We start from the raw sequence: 18,665 nt of genomic DNA, 5'->3' as shown, positions 1-18,665 counted from the left end.
TATCCCATGAGCCCATGTATGCGCACCTAAAACAATAAACAAGGAAATAAACATGACCCTACGAATGCTGCCCGCCACCCTGGCAATTGCCGTATCCAGTGCCAGCCTGCCACTGCTTTCCCATGCTGCGGGTTTCGTCGAAGATGCCAAGGTCTCCACCAACTTGCGTAACTTCTATATCAACCGCAACTTCGTCGACTCCAACGCGCCGCAAAACTACGCCGAGGAATGGACCCAGGCCTTTATTCTCAATGCCCAGTCTGGGTTCACCGAAGGCACCGTCGGCCCAGTCTGGGTTCACCGAAGGCACCGTCGGTTTCGGTCTCGACACCTTGGGCATGCTCGCGATCAAGCTGGACAGTGGTGGCGGCACCGCAGGCACCGCCCTGCTCCCGGTTCATCCGGACGGTCCATCGGATGATTTCGGACGCCTTGCAGTTGCCGCCAAGGCAAAGATTTCCAACACCGAACTGAAGGTGGGTGAATGGATGCCGGTGCTGCCAATCCTGCGCTCCGACGATGGCCGCTCATTGCCGCAAACCTTTGAAGGGGCGCAGCTGACATCGAGGGAAATCGATGGCTTGAGCCTGTACGGTGGCCAGTTCCGCCAGAACAGCCCCCGTGACAGTGCCAGCATGGATGACATGAGCTACGGCGGCGCGTTCTCCGACCGCTTCAACTTTGCCGGCGGCGAATACGCATTCAATGACAAACGCACCCAGCTGGGCGTTTGGTACGCCGAGCTGGAAGACGTCTACCAACAGCAATACTTCAACCTGCAACACAGCCAGCCAGTGGGCGACTGGGTGCTTGGCGCCAACATCGGCTACTTTATCGGCAAGGAAGACGGCAGTGCGCTGGCCGGCGACCTGGATAACAAAACCATCTCCGCTTTGTTCTCCGCCAAGTACGCCAGCAACACCTTCTATATCGGCCTGCAAAAGCTTACGGGAGACAACAACTGGATGCGCGTCAATGGCACCAGCGGCGGCACCCTGGCCAACGACAGTTTAAACAACAGCTACGACAACGCCCAGGAACGTTCCTGGCAAGTACGCCATGACTTCAACTTCGCCGGGCTGGGCATACCGGGCCTGACCCTGATGAATCGCTACATCAGCGGTGACAATGTGCACACCGCGACCACCAGCGATGGCAAGGAATGGGGACGCGAAACCGAGTTGGCCTACACCATCCAAAGCGGCGCCCTCAAGTCGCTGAACATGAAGTGGCGAAACTCGACCCTGCGCCAGGACTTCGCCATGCGCGATATGGATGAGAACCGAATCATCATCAACTACCCCCTGGATATCCTCTAAGGAGCCGCTGAACACGACTGGGTTCGATAGTACTGCGTGAAAAACGGCTCACAGCCTTCAGGCTGAACGCAGTTAAGTGCAGCTCCGCAGGGCCAGCCCTTGCGCGGCTTACGTCTTGTACTCTCGTCGCTCGCTGCCTTTTCAGAAGGTTCCGAGCCCGGGCCGGGCATTGGTAACGGCCCGGTATTTTCAACGCTCCACCCTGCTTGCTCCAGTGACTTTCAGCCCAGCTTCGTGCTGGGCTTTTTTATCGGTACTCGGATGTCCGTTTATCGACCGCTGATTGCCTGAACGGCCTGGCCATTTTGCCGGCGCCATCGGCAACAGTTGTAAGATCAACAGCCGTTCGACTTGGAGAATAGATATGCAGTCAATCATCACTCGTCAACAGTTGCAGCTGCCCAAACTTGGCCTCGGTACATGGCCGATGCTCGATGAAGAATGCAGCCGCGCCGTCGAGCAGGCGATCGAACTGGGCTACCGGCATATTGATACCGCCACCGGCTACAACAACGAAGCAGCAGTCGGCGCGGCACTGGCTCGCTCAAGCACGCCGCGCGAGCAGATTCATGTGACCACCAAGGTCTGGTGGGACAAGCTGCAACCGCAGGCCATGCGCCAATCACTCGACAACAGCTTGAAAGCCCTGCAAAGCGATTATGTTGACCTCTTCCTGATTCACTGGCCCGGCAAAGGCGGCAAGGACTGGAGCCTGGAACAGAGCATCCAAACCCTGGTCGAGCTTCAGCAAAGCGGCAAAGCCAAGCATATCGGCGTGGCCAACTTCACTCTGCCCATGCTGCGCCGTGCGATGGATGAATTGGGCGCCCCACTGGCCGCACTGCAAGTTGAATACCATCTGATGCTCGACCAGCAACCCTTGCTGGATTTTGCTCGTCAGCACGGCATGGCACTGACCGCCTACACGCCACTAGCCCGTGGCAAGGCTGCAGAGGCTGCGCAGGTACAACAGGTTGGGAACAAACATGCCGTCCCACCGAGCCAGGTTGCCCTGCAATGGCTATTGGCCCAAGACAGCGTGGCCGCGATTCCCAAGGCCAGTGGCAAGGCCAATCAGCTCAGCAACCTACAAGCCCTGGATCTGCGCCTGGACGCCGACGACCTGGCCCTACTCGCACAACTGCCGAAGAACCTGCGCGTGGTCAACCCTGACTTTGCACCACAATGGGATGACTGAACCAACACCCACGAAACAACAAAGCCAGCGATGAGTGCTGGCTTTGTTGTTACGGCGGCGGGTCGTAGCCTTAGTCTTTTAGCGACTCGACACCCATCTCGTCCCACACCTCCTCCGCCAGGTGGAAGGTGGCGTTAGCCGCGGGAATGCCGCAATAGATCGCGCTCTGCATCAGCACTTCCTTGATCTCGTCACGGGTCACTCCGTTGTTTTTCGCAGCCTTGAGATGCAATTTCAACTCACCTTCGCGGTTCATGCCGATCAGCATGGCAATGGTGATCAGGCTGCGGGTGTGTCGCGGCAGACCGGGACGGGTCCAGATATCACCCCAGGCATGACGGGTGATCATCTCCTGGAACTCTTCATTGAACGGCGTCATCTTCTCCAGGCTGCGATCAACATGCGCATCGCCCAATACCGAGCGACGCACTTGCATGCCTGCTTCGTAGCGTTGTTTTTCGTCCATCGTCATCACTCCGATCAAGCCAGCAAGAAATCCAGCACGCGCTGGCTGAACAAGTCACCTGCCTCGACATTCGACAGGTGCGCGGCATGGAATTCAACCTGTTGCGCTCCTGCAATCCTGGACGCCATAAATTGCCCGTCAGTTACTGTTGTCACCGCATCATGGATGCCACACACCACCAGGAACGGCAATGTGATTGTCGCAATCTGCTCACGAAAATCCGCATCACGAACCGCTGCGCAATTAGCCGCATAGCCTTGAGGTGAAGTTTGCGCAAGCATGCCGACAATGGGCTCGACCTTGGCCGGCTCGGCCTCGGCAAACTCAGGCGTAAACCAGCGCGCAATCGATGCATCACGCAGGGCAACCATTGCCGCCGTGCCATCACGCAGCACGGTTTCGATGCGCGGATTCCACACATCAGGGTTGCCGATCTTCGCAGCGGTGTTGCACACCACAACCTTATGCAGGCGTTGCGGCGCGTTGATCGCCAGCCACTGGCCAATCAGGCCGCCCATCGACAGGCCGCAGAAATAGGCCCTGCCAATGTCCAGCGCATCCAGCAGGGCCAGCACATCACGACCATTTTGCTCGATGCTGTAAGGCCCTTCGGTGACCAGGGATTGACCATGGCCGCGGGTGTCATAGCGCAGCACGCGAAAGTGCTCGGTAAATGCGGGCATCTGCGCATCCCACATATGCAGGTCGGTACCCAATGAGTTGGACAGCACCAGAACCGGCGCGTCCTCAGGCCCTTGCAGCAGGTAATTCAATTGGCCATCAGCCAGTTGCACAGCAGACATCAGGGACTCCTATTGGCAAAGATTGTGGTGTTCAGCCAATGCGCGTTCTACCCAGCGCCTTGCCTGACCAAGATAAAAGGCCGGATCCAGCAAGCGATCAAGCTCAGCTGATGACAGTTGAGCAGTCACTTGCTCGTTTGCCCCAAGCACTGCACGCAAATGCGTGCCTTGCGCCACCGCTTCGCGGCAACAGTGCTCGAGCAGATGATGGGCCGCGTCGCGGCCGATCTTTTGAGCCAGGGCAATGCTGACCGCTTCAGCCAGGACCAAGCCTTGAGTCAGGTCGAGGTTTTTGCGCATGCGCGCAGCCTGCACCTCGAACCCTGGCACCACCAGCAAGGCTTGTTGCAAAGCCCCCGAAACCAGGCAGCAAAGCTCGGGCAGACACTCCCATTCGGCATGCCACAAGCCCAGGCTGCGCTCATGCTCCTGTGGCATGGCAGAGAACATGGTTGATACCAGACCTGGAGCACGAGTAGCAGCTGCTATCAAAACCGCAGCACTGACTGGATTGCGTTTGTGCGGCATGGTTGATGAGCCGCCCTTGCCTGCTGCGGCTGGCTCGAACAACTCGCCCGCCTCGGTTTGCATCAACAGGCTCAGGTCGCGGCCCAGCTTGCCCAGGCTGCCGGCCAGCATGCCCAACCAGCTGGCAAACTCGACCAATCGGTCGCGCTGGGTATGCCAGGGCTGATCCGGCAAGCTCAGCTTGAGCTCATCAGCCAAGGCCTCGCTGACTGGCCAGGCCTGATCGTCCAGTGCCGCCAAGCTGCCAGAAGCGCCACCGAACTGCAGGCACAGCAAGCGCGGCTTGAGTTCGTTCAAGCGTTGGCGATGGCGGCTAATGGCGCCGAGCACACCGGCAAGTTTCATGCCCAGCGTCACAGGCGTTGCATGCTGCAGCCAGGTACGTCCGGCCATGGGCGTATCCGCATGGCGCTCGGCCTGCAGCGCCAGCCCATCAGCCAAAGCCTGCAAGTCTTGCTCAAGCAGCTCAATGGCGGCGCGCAGCTGCAGGACCAGCCCCGTGTCCATTACATCCTGGCTGGTAGCGCCCAGGTGCAGATAGCGCTCGGCCTCGGTACTTTCACTGGCAACTCGCTTGCCCAGCGCCTTGACCAGTGGAATCGCTGAATTACCTGCGACCGTGATGGCTTGAGCCAGCGCCGGCAAATCAAAGTGCCCCGCCCTGCATGCAGCCTCGATAGGGCCTACGGCGGTCGCAGGAATCAGGCCAACACGCGCCTGGGCACGGGCCAGCGCCGCCTCAAAATCAAGCATGCCCTGCACCCGCCCCTGGTCGCAAAAGATTGCGCGCATCGCTGGCTGGGTGAAATAAGCGTCGAATAGTTGGTTGCTCGGGCTGTTCAAGCCAGCGCTCCAGAAAGTGGGAATGAGAGTTTGTTTTATAGCAGTCAACGCGCCGAGGCCAGTAGCGGATTTGCAGCCAACGCAAATCCGCTACTGGCCATGGCCAATCAGACCCGCTCGAAGGCCAGCGCCAGGCCTTGTCCCACGCCCACGCACATGGTCGCCAGCCCCAGCTTGCCGCCGGTTTTCTCAAGCTGGTGTACGGCGGTAAGAACCAGCCGGTTGCCACTCATGCCCAAGGGATGACCAAGGGCGATAGCGCCACCATTGGGATTGACCTTGAGGCTGTCATCGGCCAAGCCCAGTTCGCGGGTGACGGCAAGGCCCTGGGCAGCGAATGCTTCGTTCAGTTCGATCACATCGAAGGCATTGATATCGAGGTTCAGGCGCGCCAGCAATTTGCGCACGGCCGGCACCGGGCCAACCCCCATCACTCGCGGCGCCACACCGGCGCTGGCCATGCCCAGCACTTTGGCACGTGGTCTGAGGCCGTACTTCTGCACGGCTTCTGCCGAAGCCAGGATCATGGCGCTGGCGCCGTCGTTCAGACCCGACGCATTGCCTGCAGTGACGGTTTTATCAGGACCGTTGACCGGCTTGAGCTTGGCCATGGCTTCGGCGTTGCTGTCGGCGCGTGGGTGCTCGTCAGTGTCGACAATGGTTTCACCCTTGCGGGTCTTGATCACCACCGGGACAATTTCCTCGGCGTAATAACCGCTTGCCTGTGCGGCGGCTGCACGTTGCTGGCTGCGCAAGGCAAAGGCATCCTGGTCGGCGCGACTGACAGCGTATTCTTGCGCCACGTTGTCGGCAGTGACAGGCATGGCGTCGATACCGTACTGCTCTTTCATCAAGGGGTTAACAAAGCGCCAGCCCATGGTCGTATCTTCGATCTTCTGGCCACGACCAAACGCACTGTCGGCCTTGCCCATCACATATGGCGCGCGGGTCATCGACTCAACACCCGCTGCAATCGCCAGCTCCATCTCCCCCAGCGCAATGGCGCGGAACGCAGAACCCACCGCCTCCAGCCCCGAGGCGCACAGACGATTGAGCGTCACCCCTGGCACCGTTTGCGGAAGGCCCGCGAGCAACAATGCCATGCGCGCAACGTTGCGGTTGTCTTCACCAGACTGGTTGGCACAACCCATGAAGACTTCGTCGATTGCGTTCCAGTCAACCTCTGGGTTGCGCTCGATCAGAGCACGTAGGGGAATGGCAGCCAAGTCATCGGCACGCACCGCTGAAAGACCGCCATTGAGGCGCCCAATCGGCGTTCGCACGGCGTCGCAAATAAATACTTCGCGGCTCATTCGTCACCCCCGGCCTGGCCGTGAGCAGCGGCAGTACGGGCTTCGAGATCGCGCAGCGCGGTCAGCTCTTCAAACTTAGGCGCTTCAGTGGTGGTCACTGTTTCGGCAAAGCGAATCTGCCAGCCGGTATTTTCAATCACCTGCTCGCGTGTTACGCCCGGATGCAGGGACGTGACGATAAATTCATTGCTGCCTTCTTCCGGCTCCATGATGCACAGGTCGGTAATGATCGCCACCGGCCCCTCGCCCGGCAAACCGAGGCGCTTGCGATGATCACCGCCCTCGCCATGGCCAACCGAGGTAATAAAGGCCAGCTTTTCAACAAAGGTACGGTGGCCCTGCTTGAGGATGATCAGCACTTTCTTCGCCGAACCTGCAATTTCCGGCGCACCGCCAGCGCCTGGCAGTCGGACCTTGGGCTGGTGGTAATCGCCGATCACCGTAGTGTTGATATTGCCGTGCTTGTCGACCTGCGCCGCGCCCAGGAAACCCACGTCGATACGCCCACCTTGCAGCCAGTAGCGAAAGATCTCGCCCGTGGGCACAACGGTGTCAGCGGTTTCGGCCAGCTCGCCATCACCAATCGACAGCGGCAATACACTCGGCTTGGCACCAATAGGGCCCGATTCGTAGATCAGCACCACTTCGGGTGCGTGGGTCAGGCGTGCGAGATTGGCAGCCTTGGAAGGCAAGCCGATACCGACAAAGCAAACACTGCCATTGCCCAGGCGACGGGCTGCAGCGACAGTCATCATTTCATTGGTTGTGAAGTCAGTCATCACTTGTTCTCCCCGTTCACTTTCGCTTTGTACTCGGCAAAATCCGCAGTGCCACGGATGTATTCATCAATCCAGGCAGTGAAGGTTTCCCGGTCACGGGCGATGGGGTCCCAAGCTTGATAGAAGCGGTTGTCGCGCTCGTAGTAGCCGTGTGCATAGGATGGATGCGCACCGCCCGGCACCAGGCAGACGGCGGCTATGGCCCAGGTTGGCAAAACGCAGGCATTCATCGGCGCTTGCAAGTCATCGACAATTTCCTCAACGGTCACTATGCAATGCTTGGCCGCCAGCGCAGCTTCTTTCTGTACGCCGAGAATGCCCTGGATCAGCACATTGCCTTTGCGGTCGGCCTTTTGTGCATGGATCACAGTCACATCCGGACGCACGCTCGGCACCGCTGCCAGGGTTTCACCGGTAAAGGGGCAATCGATGAACTTGATACGCGGGTTGACCTTGGCCAGGTCCGAGCCTTGATAGCCACGCAGCACAGCGAACGGCAAACCCGATGCACCGGACACATAGGCATTGGCCATGGCCGCATGGCTGTGCTCTTCAATCTCAAGAGGTTGCGGCCAGCCCTTCTCGACCGCGTCGCGCAGACGATGCAGCGAGCCAACGCCAGGGTTGCCACCCCAGGAGAAAATCAGTTTTTTCGCACAGCCAGCACCGATCAACAGGTCATAGACCAGATCCGGGGTCATGCGCACCAGCGTCAGGTCCTTCTTGTCCTGGCGAATCAGTTCATGAGCAGCGGCGGTTGGAATCAGGTGGGTAAAACCTTCGAGGGCAACAGTGTCGCCATCGGTGACGAAGCGTTGTACGGCTTCGCTTAGAGAAATAATGTCAGCCATGGTAAGTCTCAATTGGTAGACGGGACGTGGCAGCACGTCGTGTGGGTAAAAAGTACTCTGCCGCCTCGACCCACACAATCCGATAATCGACTATGAGTGCGATTATCGAACATTAGATAGTCATGGTGTTCAAATCGCGGAAGAAGCTACGCCCTAGCAATAACGGGGCGTAGCCGGATGCAAAAGCTGAGCACGTTCGCAAAGCCATGTAACCCTGCCCTACAGCGCCTTGTGCCAGCATTGAAAACTCAGAGCAGATTCCAGGTGTAATTGAAAATCAGCCGGTTCTCGTCGATATCCGTGCGGTAATTCGAGCGCGCCGCCACATTGCGCACACGGATATTCAACCCGCTGAGTACGCCACTCTGCACGACATAGCCAAGGTCAAGATCACGCTCGTGTTCCTTGCCCTCGAACCCCTGACCGGTGTCGACATTATCTCCGCGGATGTAACGCACTGTGGCAATCAGACCGGGTATACCGACACCGCCAAAGTCGTAGTCGTAGCGCGCCTGCCATGAGCGCTCGTCGGTGTAGGCAAACTCGTAGGTTGGAACCTCGTTACCCAGCGGCGAGACGTTAGCAAAAACTCGCGGGAAGGCGTCATCACCATAAATGGCCTGATAACCGAGGTAGAAAGTCTGCCCGCCATACTTGGCCGAGAACATCGAGAAGAATGCCTGATTGTCGATATCACCGAGTAATTTATCGCCATCTTCCTGCGAGCTGAAAACACCGAGATTGGCACCCAGCACCCAATCACCTACCGACTGGCTGTGTTTCAGGCCGACAAAGCTCTGCTGGTAAATGTCTTCAAGCTGACCGTACCAAAGGCTCAGGCGGGTTTGATTGGCATTGAATGCGTAGTCACCACCCAGATAATTGAAGGCATCGCTCTCAGCCTGCCGCTGTGGTACATGGCCAAGCATGGCGATCATCTTTTCGTCGCCTGCCTCATTACGCAGACTGGTAGACGACAAATGCCCCGCTTGCAGGTTAAGTCCGTCTATCTCTGCCGAGTTGATAGCTACCCCCTGATAACTCGGCGGCAGCAGGCGAATATCACTGAATGTTAGCACTGGCAAGTTAGGCTGCAACTCACCTACACGCAATTCACTTGCCGAGTAGCGCGCTTTGGCGGTAAGCCCCAGGCGGCTGTATTCATCGGCTGCCCGGCCGCCATCGGTGACAGGCAACAGGCCGGTGTTTACCCGATCAGGGCTGCTGTCCAACTTGATCCCGAGCAAACCGATCGCATCGACCCCGAACCCTACAGTGCCTTCGGTGTAGCCCGATTTTGCATTGAGGATAAAACCCTGCGCCCACTCTTCAGCCTTCGATTGCTGATTGGCGCCGACGATGTCGGAATAGTCGCGGCTGAAGTAGTAATTACGTGCTTGTAATGTGGCGCTCGCATCTTCCAGAAACCCTTGCGCGGCCACAGATTGGCATACGCATGCGGCAATACCGGCGGGCATGATGAGATGGCTGAGGCAAGACGTGTTTTTCATGGTAAATCCTTCAGTTTTATTTTTATTGAGGTGAAGCGATCCCGGCAGCAGATATCTCTGCCGACTTGTAGCGTGAAGATGGATTGAACGATGTGACTGATTAAGGCGGGGTCGTGACTGCACGCTCCGCCTTGCGCAGGCTTAGACTCAGTAGCATGTGCGTCAGCAGCCCGAACAACAGGCCCCAGAACGCAGCAGACAGGCCGATAAAAGTCACCCCGGATGCTGTCACCATGAAGGTAATCAACCCGGAATCACGCTCCTTCGGATCACTGATACTGCGTGTCAGCGCCTCACTTATTGCACCGTAAAGCGCCAGGCCGGCCAATGCCGCAATAAGCGCTTGTGGAAACGCAGCGAACAGCGAAACCAGCGTGGCCCCGGCAACCCCGCAGAGCAGGTAAACCACACTGCCGCTAACTGCGGCGACATAACGTTTGTTGGCGTCTTCGTGGGCCTCCTTACCCGTACACAGGCTGGCCGTAACCGCAGCCAGGTTGAGCCCGTGACAAGCAAACGGCGCCAGTAACATCCCGCCCAACGCGCTAGCCGAAATGATCGGGCTGGCCGGTGTGCTGTAACCGGCGCTGCGCAGCACTGCCATGCCAGGCATGAACTGGCCGGTTAACGCGACCAACACCAATGGCAGCGCCAGACTCAAACTGGCAGCAAGGCTGAACTCGGGCATTACCCATTGCGGCGTCGCCAGCTCAAACACCAGCGCTGCACTGCGAAACTGCCCGCTGAGCACAGTAATTGTGGCGCCAACCAGCAGCACCGCAGCTACGGCGTAACGCGGCTGGTGACGGCGCATCAGTATGTAGGTGCTGAACATGGCTAGCACCAACAGCGGCTGCACCGGCAAGGCACGGAAAGCCTCTGCAGCGAAGCTGAACAGAATCCCCGCTTGCATGCCGGCTGCGATAGACCCCGGCAAGCGCGCAATGATTCGGTCGAACGCTCCGCTGAGCCCAATCACCAGTAACAACAGGTTGGCCACCAGATAAGCACCTATCGCCTGCTGTAGCCCCAACTCGGGCAGTGCGTTAACTAACAATGCGCTGCCCGGAATCGACCAGGCAATAACCACCGGAACTTTGAACCGCAGACTCAGCAGCAAACCCAGCAACCCGCTGCCAATGGCGACCGCCCACACCCAGGACGAGAGCATTTGCTGCGACAACTGGGCTTTTTCAGCCGCGTGAAAAATGATCACCAGCGGACCCGCGAACGAAATAACCGTGGCAATCAATCCGGCGATCAGCGCCGAAAGCGAGCAATCCTTGAGCAAGTCTTTCATGGCCCCTCACAAGACACACCAAGTCCCCCGGACCTGTGGCCGGGTAACCTCTGTATTGGCTAAGTACGCTGCGCAGCGGCTGGAGCGTCACGCCCAGCCGTTTAGCTTCATGCGCCTTGCAGAGCGCGTGGGCGCTGGCTGCGTTGCTCAGCTGCAGGCACAGTAGCGGCCTGCAGTTGGAAGTCGAATTCGACTTCGGCAAAGCGACCTTGCACACCGAGTGCTTGCGCCGCTGCGGTATCGTCGCTGAACTTGACTTCACCTATAAGACCATCACGGGTGGCGTAAGCAAAATCGTCCCAGAGGTACTTGTCGCCCGAAAGATTGATCTGCGTCGTCAAATGGCGATAGCCGGGGGCTGAGATAAAGAAGTGAATATGCGCCGGACGTTGACCATGGCGACCCAGCAGATCCAGCGCTTCTTGCGTGGTACCGCTCGGCGGGCAACCGTAGCCACTCGGCAGAATGCTGCGTGCGCGGTAGCAACCCTGGCTGTCGGTGACAATACGCCGACGCAGGTTGAACTCGGACTGACTCTGGTCAAAGTACGAGTAGGTGCCATTGGTGTTAGCGTGCCATACATCGACAACAGCACCGGCAACCGGCTGGCCATTCGGGTCCAACACCTGGCCGTGGAGGAACATCACGGTACCTGGATCCTGGCCATCATCCATGCGCGCCTCGCCTTCGCTCAGCGGCGCACCTGCTACATACAGCGGGCCTTCAATGGTGCGCGGCGTGCCGCCCTGCAAACCGGCTTGCTGATCCTTGGCATCTTGCAGCAGGTCGAGGAAATGTTCGACGCCCAGCCCAGCAACCAGCAAGCCGGCCTCTTGGCCGCTGCCCATGCGATTGAGGTAGTCAACCGCCTTCCAGAATTCATCATCGGTGATTTCCAAGTCTTCAATCAACTTTGCGGTGTCTTGCAGAATACGCAGAACAATTTGCTTGAAGCGCGGGCTGCCATCGTCGTTACCGAAGCCTGATACTTCTTTGAAGAAACTCTGGATGTCAGCAGTTTGGGAAATTTTCACGGTCATGGTATTCACCTCGAATTATTGTTGTCGGGCTTGGGCATTAACGGTCGTCGGCATGGATCGACGAGGGGTGGCGGCACAATCCAGTCACTTCGATATCCATGTAAGGGAACAGCGGCAGTTGCATCAGAGTTTCGTGCAGGGCTTCGACGCTCGGCAGGTCGAACACGCTGTAATTGGCGTAGTGTCCGGCGATGCGCCAGAGATGACGCCACTTGCCTTCTTGTTGCAGGCGCTGGGCCAACTCTTTCTCGTCAGCCTTGAGTTTGGTGGCGCGGGCCGGGTCCATATCGACGGGCAATTTCACCGTCATCTTGACGTGGAATAACATACTTACTTCTCCTCGGTTAACGGCGGCTGAAGTGCGCCAAACGGTCTTCGTCGAGTGTCAAACCCAAGCCTGGGATGCGCGGGACCTGCAACTCGAAGTCACGATAAACAGGCGGTTCGGTAACGATTTCCTCGGTCAGAAGCAAAGGCCCGAACAGCTCAGTCGCCCAGGTCAGTTGCTTAAGCGTTATGAATGCATGGGCCGAAGCCAGGGTGCCGATTGCGCCTTCGAGCATGGTTCCGCCGTATAGGGCGATACCGGCTGCTTCGGCAATCTTGGGTGTGCGCAGAGCGGCACGAGGGCCGCCGTTCTTGGCGATTTTCAAGGCGAACACCGAAGCCGCACCATCCGCAGCCAGGCTGAAGGCATCTTCGACGCACTCAATGGACTCGTCCGCCATGATCGGCGCGAGGCTCATCTGATTCAGGCGCACCTGACCGCTGCGGTTAATCCGAGAAATCGGCTGCTCGATCAGGTCGATGCCGTTGTCGCCGAGCACCTTGCAACCGCGAATGGCCTGCGACTCGTCCCAATACTGGTTGACGTCAACCCGCACGCTGGCCGCATCGCCCAGCGCACGTTTGATCGCGACCACATGTTTGAGATCTTGCTCCAACGGGTTGGCACCGATTTTCAGCTTGAAGATGCGATGACGGCGCAGCTCAAGCATCTGTTCGGCTTCAGCGATATCGCGTGCGGTATCGCCACTGGCCAGTGTCCAGGCCACCTCAAGGCTGTCACGAACACGTCCGCCCAGCAGTTCGCTGACCGGCAACCCCATGCGCTTACCCAGCGCATCAAGCAAGGCGCTCTCGATCCCGGACTTGGCAAAGGTGTTACCCTTGGCGGCTTTATCAAGACGCTGCATCGCCGCATTGATATTGCTCGCATCCTCGCCCATCAGCAACGGCCCGAGGTGGCTGTCAATGTTCTGCTTGATGCTCTCCGGGCTTTCGTTGCCGTAAGCCAGCCCCCCGATGGTTGTCGACTCGCCTATACCTTCAATGCCGTCACTGCAACGCACGCGAACAACCACCAGCGTTTGGTGTTGCATGGTATGCATGGCCAGCTTGTGCGGGCGAATGGTCGGCAGATCGACAATGGTTGCTGTCAGGCTTTCTATACGAACGTGATTCATAACCTATTCCCAGTTGTGCAAGCAGATACTCAGGCCCGCGCTTGTTGCAGCGGGGCTGTGGGTTGACGTTCACCGCTCACCAGATAAACCGCCATGGCCAGCGCGGCGATGGCGCCTGGAATAGCGAACGCCATGAAATTGAGATGCAGTGGCAAGCTAATTCCCATAAGCGCACCGCCCAACAGCGGGCCAACGATGGCGCCGTTACGGCCAATACCGGAAGCCCAACCCAAGCCGGTGGAGCGAATAGAAAGGCCATAAAGCTGCGCGGCACCCGCATAGAGCAGAATTTGCGTACCGATAGTGGTGGCGCCCGCGATGAAGATCAGTAGGTAGAGCACAGGTGTCGGGCTCTTGACCCCAAGCAAGCTAATGGAGACAGCTGCCAGCACGAAGAAGCCGATCATTACCTTGACCAGGTTGTAGCGATCACCCAGCCAGCCGCCAAGAATCGCGCCGAACATGCCGCCGAAGTTGAGTGCCAGCAGGAACGATAAACTTGAGCCCAGGCTGTAACCGGCATTGGCCATCAGTTTTGGCAGCCACGAACTGAGTGCGTAAACCATCAGCAGACAGCAAAAGAACGCGACCCAGATTGCCAGCGTACGCACGGCACGACCTTCGCGGAACAACTCGATAACCGATACGCTCTTGCCCTTGCCATCCACTACTTCAAGCCTGTCATCGGCTTGCAGGTCGGCAGTCGGGTCCAGTCGATTGAGCAGCAGACGCGCCTGCGCGGAACGGCCCTGACGGACCAGGAAGCCGATCGACTCAGGCAGGTAATAGAAAATTGCTGGCAGCAGCACCAGTGGCACCGCAGCGGCAAAGAACATGGACTCCCAGCCGAAGCGTGGCAGCATGAAAATACCTACACCGGCCGAAACCATACCGCCCACTGAATAACCGCTAAACATCACCGCAACCAAGGTGCTGCGCAGGCGTTTCGGCGCATACTCATTCATCAATGCAACGGCATTGGGCATCAAGCCGCCACAGCCAAGGCCAGCCATGAAACGGTAAATACCGAACTCACTCGGGCTGGTGGCAAAACCGTTGAGAATGGTTGATACAGAAAACAGCGCAAAGCAGATGGCAATGCCTTTCTTGCGCCCGATCTTATCGGCCAGGCTGCCAAACAGCAGGGCGCCGAACATCATGCCAAACAGCGCGTAACTGCCCAAGGCACCCGCTTCGAGCGGAGTCAGACCCCACTCTTTCATGATCACCGGCAGGACTACGCCGTATATGAACAGGTCGTAGCCATCGAAAATCAGTAGCAAGGCGCACAGCGCCATCACCATCCAGTGGAAGCGACTGAAGCGCGCGTTATCGATTATCTCGTGTACATTGACGGTTCGCATGGCATCTCTCTCTATTGTTTTTGTTGTGTGGCGTTACAAAATTGTCGCTCTAACCCAGATCCCCACCACCTACGGGCAGCGTGACTCCAGTGATATAGCTGGCCTCGTCGGAGGCGAGAAACAGAATGGCGCCGACCTGCTCATCGATAGTCCCGTAGCGTTTCATCAGGCTACTATCGACGGTCTGATCAACAATCTGCTGGTACCAGACCTGCTCTTCGGCACTCTGCTCTGCGCTGTTGCGCGGCACACGACGTGGCGGGGCTTCGGTGCCGCCTGGTGCGGTTGCATTGATCCGGATTCCACGTTGGGCGTTTTCGAATGCCAGGCACGCCGTCAGGGCATTGACCCCACCCTTGGCAGCACCATACGGCGCACGATTGAGACAGCGCGTGGCAATCGAGGAGATGTTGACGATGGCGCCACTGCCCTGCTCCAACATGTACGGCAACGCGGCATGGCAGCACCACAAAGTCGGAAATAGCGAGCGGCGCACCTCGGCCTCGATTTCAGACTCAGCGTAGTGTTCGAAAGGCTTTGCCCAAATGGTGCCGCCGACGTTATTGATCAGGATGTCCAGGCGGCTGAAGTGCTCAACTGCCGCGGCCATTACCCGCTGGCAATCGGTGTACTGCTCAAGGTCGGCTGTAAGCGCCAACAGCGCTCCGTTCCTGCCCAGTTCCTCACTCAACTCGAACACCAAATCAGAGCGGTCAACCGCAACAACGCGGGCACCTTCTTCGACCAGCCGTTCGGCCACCCGGCGGCCAATGCCCTGGGCGGCACCGGTAACCAGCGCGACTTTATTGGTAAATCTCATGCTTATCACAACCTCATGTGGCAGGATTCATGCGGCCCGCCCGGGACCGCGCAGGGCATTGGTTCAGGCGGCGCTGGCGGCAAATTTCTCGTAGTAGAAATTCGCCGGAGCAATGCCTTTCTCCCTGATGTACTGGCTCACGGCCTCGACCATCGGCGGTGGGCCGCAGAGGTACACATCAACATCGCCATCATTGAGGTGCTTGGGCGCAATGTGCTGGGTCACGTAACCTTTCTGTGGATAGCCGCTTTGCGGGTTGGCAACGCACGCGCTGAACGTGAAGTTCGGGATGCGCGCGGCAAAGTCCTGCAGACGCTGCATCTCCACCAGATCGCTGTCGTTGGTCACCCCGTAGATCAGGTGCAGCGGGTGTTCACTGCCCTGCTCGGCGATTTTTTCGAGCATCGCGGTAAATGGTGCAAGGCCGGTACCACCTGCCAGAAGCAGCAATGGACGCTTGATCTCGCGCAGGTAAAAACTGCCCAGTGGGCCCATGAGGTTCATGCTGTCGCCAGCTTTGGCCAGGCCTGTTAGGAAGCTGCTCATCAGACCGCCCGGTACATTGCGGATCAGAAAGCTGACTTCGCCATTTTTCTGCAACGAGCTGAACGAATAGGCCCGGGTCTGATCGCTACCGGGAACCTGGAGATTGACGTACTGGCCCGGCAAAAATGACAGTTTGGCCAGAGCCTCTCCCTTTATGGACAGGGCAATAGTACTTTCCGAGAGCGCGCGCACGTCGCTGATGGCGGCCTTGAAACTGGCCTGCTCGGTCTTGCACACATCGGATGAGGCCGGCACGCGCACAACGCAGTCGCTTTCTGCGCGCATCTGACAGGTCAGCACGTAACCCTGAGCCATTTCATCATCACTCAGGGCATCTTCGATAAACTCTTCGCCCAGATCGTAACGGCCGGACTCGGCGAAACACTTGCAGGTGCCGCAGGCGCCGTCGCGGCAGTCGAGTGGGATATTGATACCTTGGCGATAAGCCGCATCAGCCACGGTTTCATCAGCGCTGGCGTCGATAAAGCGCGTAACGCCGTCTTCAAAGTTCAGAGCAATCTGGTAAGTCATGGTGCACCTCGCACGCAGCAGGAGCCCCGGGCCCGTGAAGACGGGCCACCGCGGCGTCCGGCCACGGCTTTTAAATGTGGTAAATATCGATGAGCTGGCGGACGTAATCGTTTTTCAGCACGACTTTCTTGGCCGTGATCAGCGGCTGCTCGCCACGTGTATCAAGGGTGTAGAAACTGCTGCCGAAATAGCTGTCCACGGTCTTGTAGCGAAAGCTCAAGGTGTGCCAGTTAAAGCGCACCTTACAGCTGTCTTCACCGACCTCAATCAATTCGATATTGCTGATATTGTGCGAAGTCCGGGTATCGGGCATGGTCGCGCTGGAACGTTCGGTTCTAATACGGAACACGCGGTCTTCGAGGCCACCACGATTGCCATACCAGATCAGCGAAATTTCGCTTTGCGGGTCTTGGGTCAGCGTGTCGCTGTCATCCCATGAAGGCATCCAGAACGTAGCGTTGGCGGCATACAGTTCCAGCCAGTTTTCCCACTCGCAATCATCCAGGTAGCGTGCTTCGCGATAGAGAAAGTCACGCACGGTATCGAAGGTAGCGTTCATCACACAGCCTCCACTGGAATCAGCTGATCGTCGCTGGCAACAGCTTTGAGCATGGTTTCCTGCCAATACTTGTGCTGCAGCACGAACAGGCCCTCATCTTCGGTACGCACACCGGACAACAGCGGGTGCAGGTCGATTTCTGCGGCAGCGTCATCGGCCCCTTCGACCCAGTGCTCAGCGCCACGTGACATGTCGTTCCAGCCACGACCAGCGCCATAACCGGTCTGGCAAGAACGGAACTCTTCGAGGTCGTCCGGTGTGGCCATGCCGCTGACGTTGAAGAAGTCTTCGTACTGGCGAATACGTTTGCTGCGTGCCTGCGCACTCTCGCCTTTAGGAGCTATGCAGTAGATAGTGATTTCGGTCTTGTTCACCGAAATTGGCCGGGCAATGCGAATCTGCGAGCTGAACTGATCCATCAGATAGACGTTCGGGTACAGGCACAGGTTGCGCGAATTTTCGATCATCCAGTCGGCACGGGCCTGACCAAACTCTGCGGCGAGTTCATCACGGCGATCGTAGGCCGGGCGATCTTCTGGGTTGGCCCAACGCGTCCATAGCAACAGATGGCCGTGGTCGAAAGAGTAGAAACCGCCGCCATTTTTAGCCCAGCTCCCGGCGCTCATGGTTTTGATTTCTTCACCGGCTTCACGCTGCTTGCGCTGGTTTTGTGTGGCGGCGTAATTCCAATGAACCGCACTGACGTGATAACCGTCGGCCCCGTTTTCAGCGGTGAGTTTCCAGTTGCCTTCGTAGATATACGAGGATGAGCCACGCAGCACTTCGAGGCCGTCCGGCGACTGATCGACAATCATGTCGATAATCTTGGCTGACTCACCCAAGTGCTCTGAAAGAGGTTTTACATCGGCATTGAGGCTGCCGAACAGGAAACCACGGTAGGACTCGAAACGGGCAACCTTGGTCAGGTCATGCGAGCCTTCACAATTGAAACTGCTCGGGTAACCGGCTTCTTTAGGGTCTTTGACCTTGAGCAACTTACCGCTGTTGTTGAAGGTCCAGCCGTGAAACGGGCAGGTATACGAAGCGCGATTACCGGTCTTGTGGCGACAAAGCATGGCGCCACGGTGGCTACAGGCATTCAGAAAGGCGTTGAGTTCACCTTCTTTGTTGCGCGCAATGAAGATTGGCTGACGCCCCATGACCGTGGTAAGGAAGTCATTAGGATTGGGAATCTGACTCTCGTGAGCTAGGTAGATCCAGTTTCCCTCGAAGATGTGCTCCATCTCCAGCTCAAATAAACGCGGATCCGTGAACATCTCCCGCTTGCAGCGATAGACACCCTTCTCGCGATCATCTTCAAGCATGGCATTCAAGTAGTCGATTCCCAGGGACATGGCCAGGGCCTCCATTGTTATTGTTCAGGCAGGCTCAGGTTAGGCGCATGTTTGAAGGGGTAATATCCGTTTA

Annotated in this window: 17 protein-coding genes and 1 pseudogene; 2 read left to right on the top strand and 16 right to left on the bottom strand. The window is 57.9% G+C overall.

Features of this window, described 5'->3' with window-relative positions; translation table 11 throughout:
* Positions 1-64 precede the first annotated feature (64 nt).
* Together PSES9_RS22910 and PSES9_RS0102405 are read left to right on the top strand one after the other, a co-directional pair.
* Positions 65-1,319, top strand: a pseudogene (locus PSES9_RS22910) (OprD family porin).
* A 364-nt stretch (positions 1,320-1,683) separates the two neighbouring features.
* On the top strand, positions 1,684-2,517 hold the full coding sequence (locus tag PSES9_RS0102405; protein WP_010483629.1) for an aldo/keto reductase: 834 nt from the start codon (positions 1,684-1,686) through the stop codon (positions 2,515-2,517).
* Between the two features lie 70 nt (positions 2,518-2,587).
* Here the strand turns inward: PSES9_RS0102405 and pcaC are convergent, their stop codons facing one another.
* The 16 genes from pcaC to benA all read right to left on the bottom strand — a co-directional run bounded on the left by pcaC (position 2,588) and on the right by benA (position 18,592).
* Positions 2,588-2,983 carry a 4-carboxymuconolactone decarboxylase gene (pcaC, locus tag PSES9_RS0102400; protein ID WP_010483628.1) on the bottom strand — a complete coding sequence of 132 codons (396 nt, stop codon included), beginning with the start codon at positions 2,981-2,983 and terminating at the stop codon, positions 2,588-2,590.
* 14 nt (positions 2,984-2,997) lie between these two features.
* Positions 2,998-3,786 carry a 3-oxoadipate enol-lactonase gene (gene pcaD / locus PSES9_RS0102395; protein ID WP_010483626.1) on the bottom strand — a complete coding sequence of 263 codons (789 nt, stop codon included), beginning with the start codon at positions 3,784-3,786 and terminating at the stop codon, positions 2,998-3,000.
* Positions 3,787-3,795: 9 nt separating this feature from the next.
* Positions 3,796-5,157 (bottom strand): 3-carboxy-cis,cis-muconate cycloisomerase, encoded by a 1,362-nt coding sequence (locus tag PSES9_RS0102390; RefSeq protein ID WP_010483623.1) that lies wholly within the window; start codon positions 5,155-5,157, stop codon positions 3,796-3,798.
* Positions 5,158-5,264: 107 nt separating this feature from the next.
* A complete protein-coding gene (gene pcaF, locus PSES9_RS0102385; RefSeq protein WP_010483621.1) occupies positions 5,265-6,470 on the bottom strand; it encodes a 3-oxoadipyl-CoA thiolase in 1,206 nt (401 codons plus the stop codon).
* Positions 6,467-7,249 (bottom strand): CoA-transferase subunit beta, encoded by a 783-nt coding sequence (locus PSES9_RS0102380; protein WP_010483619.1) that lies wholly within the window; start codon positions 7,247-7,249, stop codon positions 6,467-6,469. Before PSES9_RS0102380 ends, pcaF begins: the two co-directional genes overlap by 4 nt.
* The gene (locus PSES9_RS0102375) at positions 7,249-8,100 is read right to left on the bottom strand and encodes a CoA transferase subunit A (protein WP_010483617.1); all 852 of its coding nucleotides are present in this window, start codon (positions 8,098-8,100) and stop codon (positions 7,249-7,251) included. The genes PSES9_RS0102380 and PSES9_RS0102375 overlap by 1 nt, the downstream gene beginning before the upstream one ends.
* Before the next feature lie 248 nt (positions 8,101-8,348).
* Positions 8,349-9,578 carry an OprD family porin gene (locus PSES9_RS0102370; RefSeq protein WP_051120909.1) on the bottom strand — a complete coding sequence of 410 codons (1,230 nt, stop codon included), beginning with the start codon at positions 9,576-9,578 and terminating at the stop codon, positions 8,349-8,351.
* 133 nt (positions 9,579-9,711) lie between these two features.
* Positions 9,712-10,911 (bottom strand): benzoate/H(+) symporter BenE family transporter, encoded by a 1,200-nt coding sequence (locus tag PSES9_RS0102365; RefSeq protein ID WP_010483612.1) that lies wholly within the window; start codon positions 10,909-10,911, stop codon positions 9,712-9,714.
* 107 nt (positions 10,912-11,018) lie between these two features.
* On the bottom strand, positions 11,019-11,951 hold the full coding sequence (catA, locus tag PSES9_RS0102360) for a catechol 1,2-dioxygenase (RefSeq protein ID WP_010483610.1): 933 nt from the start codon (positions 11,949-11,951) through the stop codon (positions 11,019-11,021).
* A 37-nt stretch (positions 11,952-11,988) separates the two neighbouring features.
* Positions 11,989-12,279, bottom strand: coding sequence for a muconolactone Delta-isomerase (gene catC / locus PSES9_RS0102355; protein ID WP_010483609.1), 291 nt, complete (start codon positions 12,277-12,279; stop codon positions 11,989-11,991).
* A 16-nt stretch (positions 12,280-12,295) separates the two neighbouring features.
* Positions 12,296-13,417 carry a muconate cycloisomerase family protein gene (locus tag PSES9_RS0102350; RefSeq protein ID WP_010483607.1) on the bottom strand — a complete coding sequence of 374 codons (1,122 nt, stop codon included), beginning with the start codon at positions 13,415-13,417 and terminating at the stop codon, positions 12,296-12,298.
* Positions 13,418-13,446: 29 nt separating this feature from the next.
* The gene (locus tag PSES9_RS0102345) at positions 13,447-14,781 is read right to left on the bottom strand and encodes an MFS transporter (RefSeq protein WP_010483605.1); all 1,335 of its coding nucleotides are present in this window, start codon (positions 14,779-14,781) and stop codon (positions 13,447-13,449) included.
* A gap of 49 nt (positions 14,782-14,830) precedes the next feature.
* Complete coding sequence (locus tag PSES9_RS0102340) at positions 14,831-15,601, bottom strand: 1,6-dihydroxycyclohexa-2,4-diene-1-carboxylate dehydrogenase (RefSeq protein WP_010483603.1); 771 nt, start codon at positions 15,599-15,601, stop codon at positions 14,831-14,833.
* A gap of 63 nt (positions 15,602-15,664) precedes the next feature.
* Positions 15,665-16,678 carry a benzoate 1,2-dioxygenase electron transfer component BenC gene (gene benC / locus PSES9_RS0102335; protein WP_010483601.1) on the bottom strand — a complete coding sequence of 338 codons (1,014 nt, stop codon included), beginning with the start codon at positions 16,676-16,678 and terminating at the stop codon, positions 15,665-15,667.
* Positions 16,679-16,748: 70 nt separating this feature from the next.
* The gene (gene benB / locus PSES9_RS0102330) at positions 16,749-17,237 is read right to left on the bottom strand and encodes a benzoate 1,2-dioxygenase small subunit (RefSeq protein ID WP_010483600.1); all 489 of its coding nucleotides are present in this window, start codon (positions 17,235-17,237) and stop codon (positions 16,749-16,751) included.
* Positions 17,237-18,592 (bottom strand): benzoate 1,2-dioxygenase large subunit, encoded by a 1,356-nt coding sequence (benA, locus tag PSES9_RS0102325; protein ID WP_010483597.1) that lies wholly within the window; start codon positions 18,590-18,592, stop codon positions 17,237-17,239. The genes benB and benA overlap by 1 nt, the downstream gene beginning before the upstream one ends.
* Between the last annotated feature and the right edge of the window lie 73 nt (positions 18,593-18,665).

It is taken from the genome of Pseudomonas sp. S9, from assembly GCF_000222125.1.
GTDB lineage: Bacteria > Pseudomonadota > Gammaproteobacteria > Pseudomonadales > Pseudomonadaceae > Aquipseudomonas > Aquipseudomonas segetis.
The sequence above is the reverse complement of the archived record's forward strand: the minus strand, read 5'-3'. Positions and strand labels throughout refer to the sequence as shown.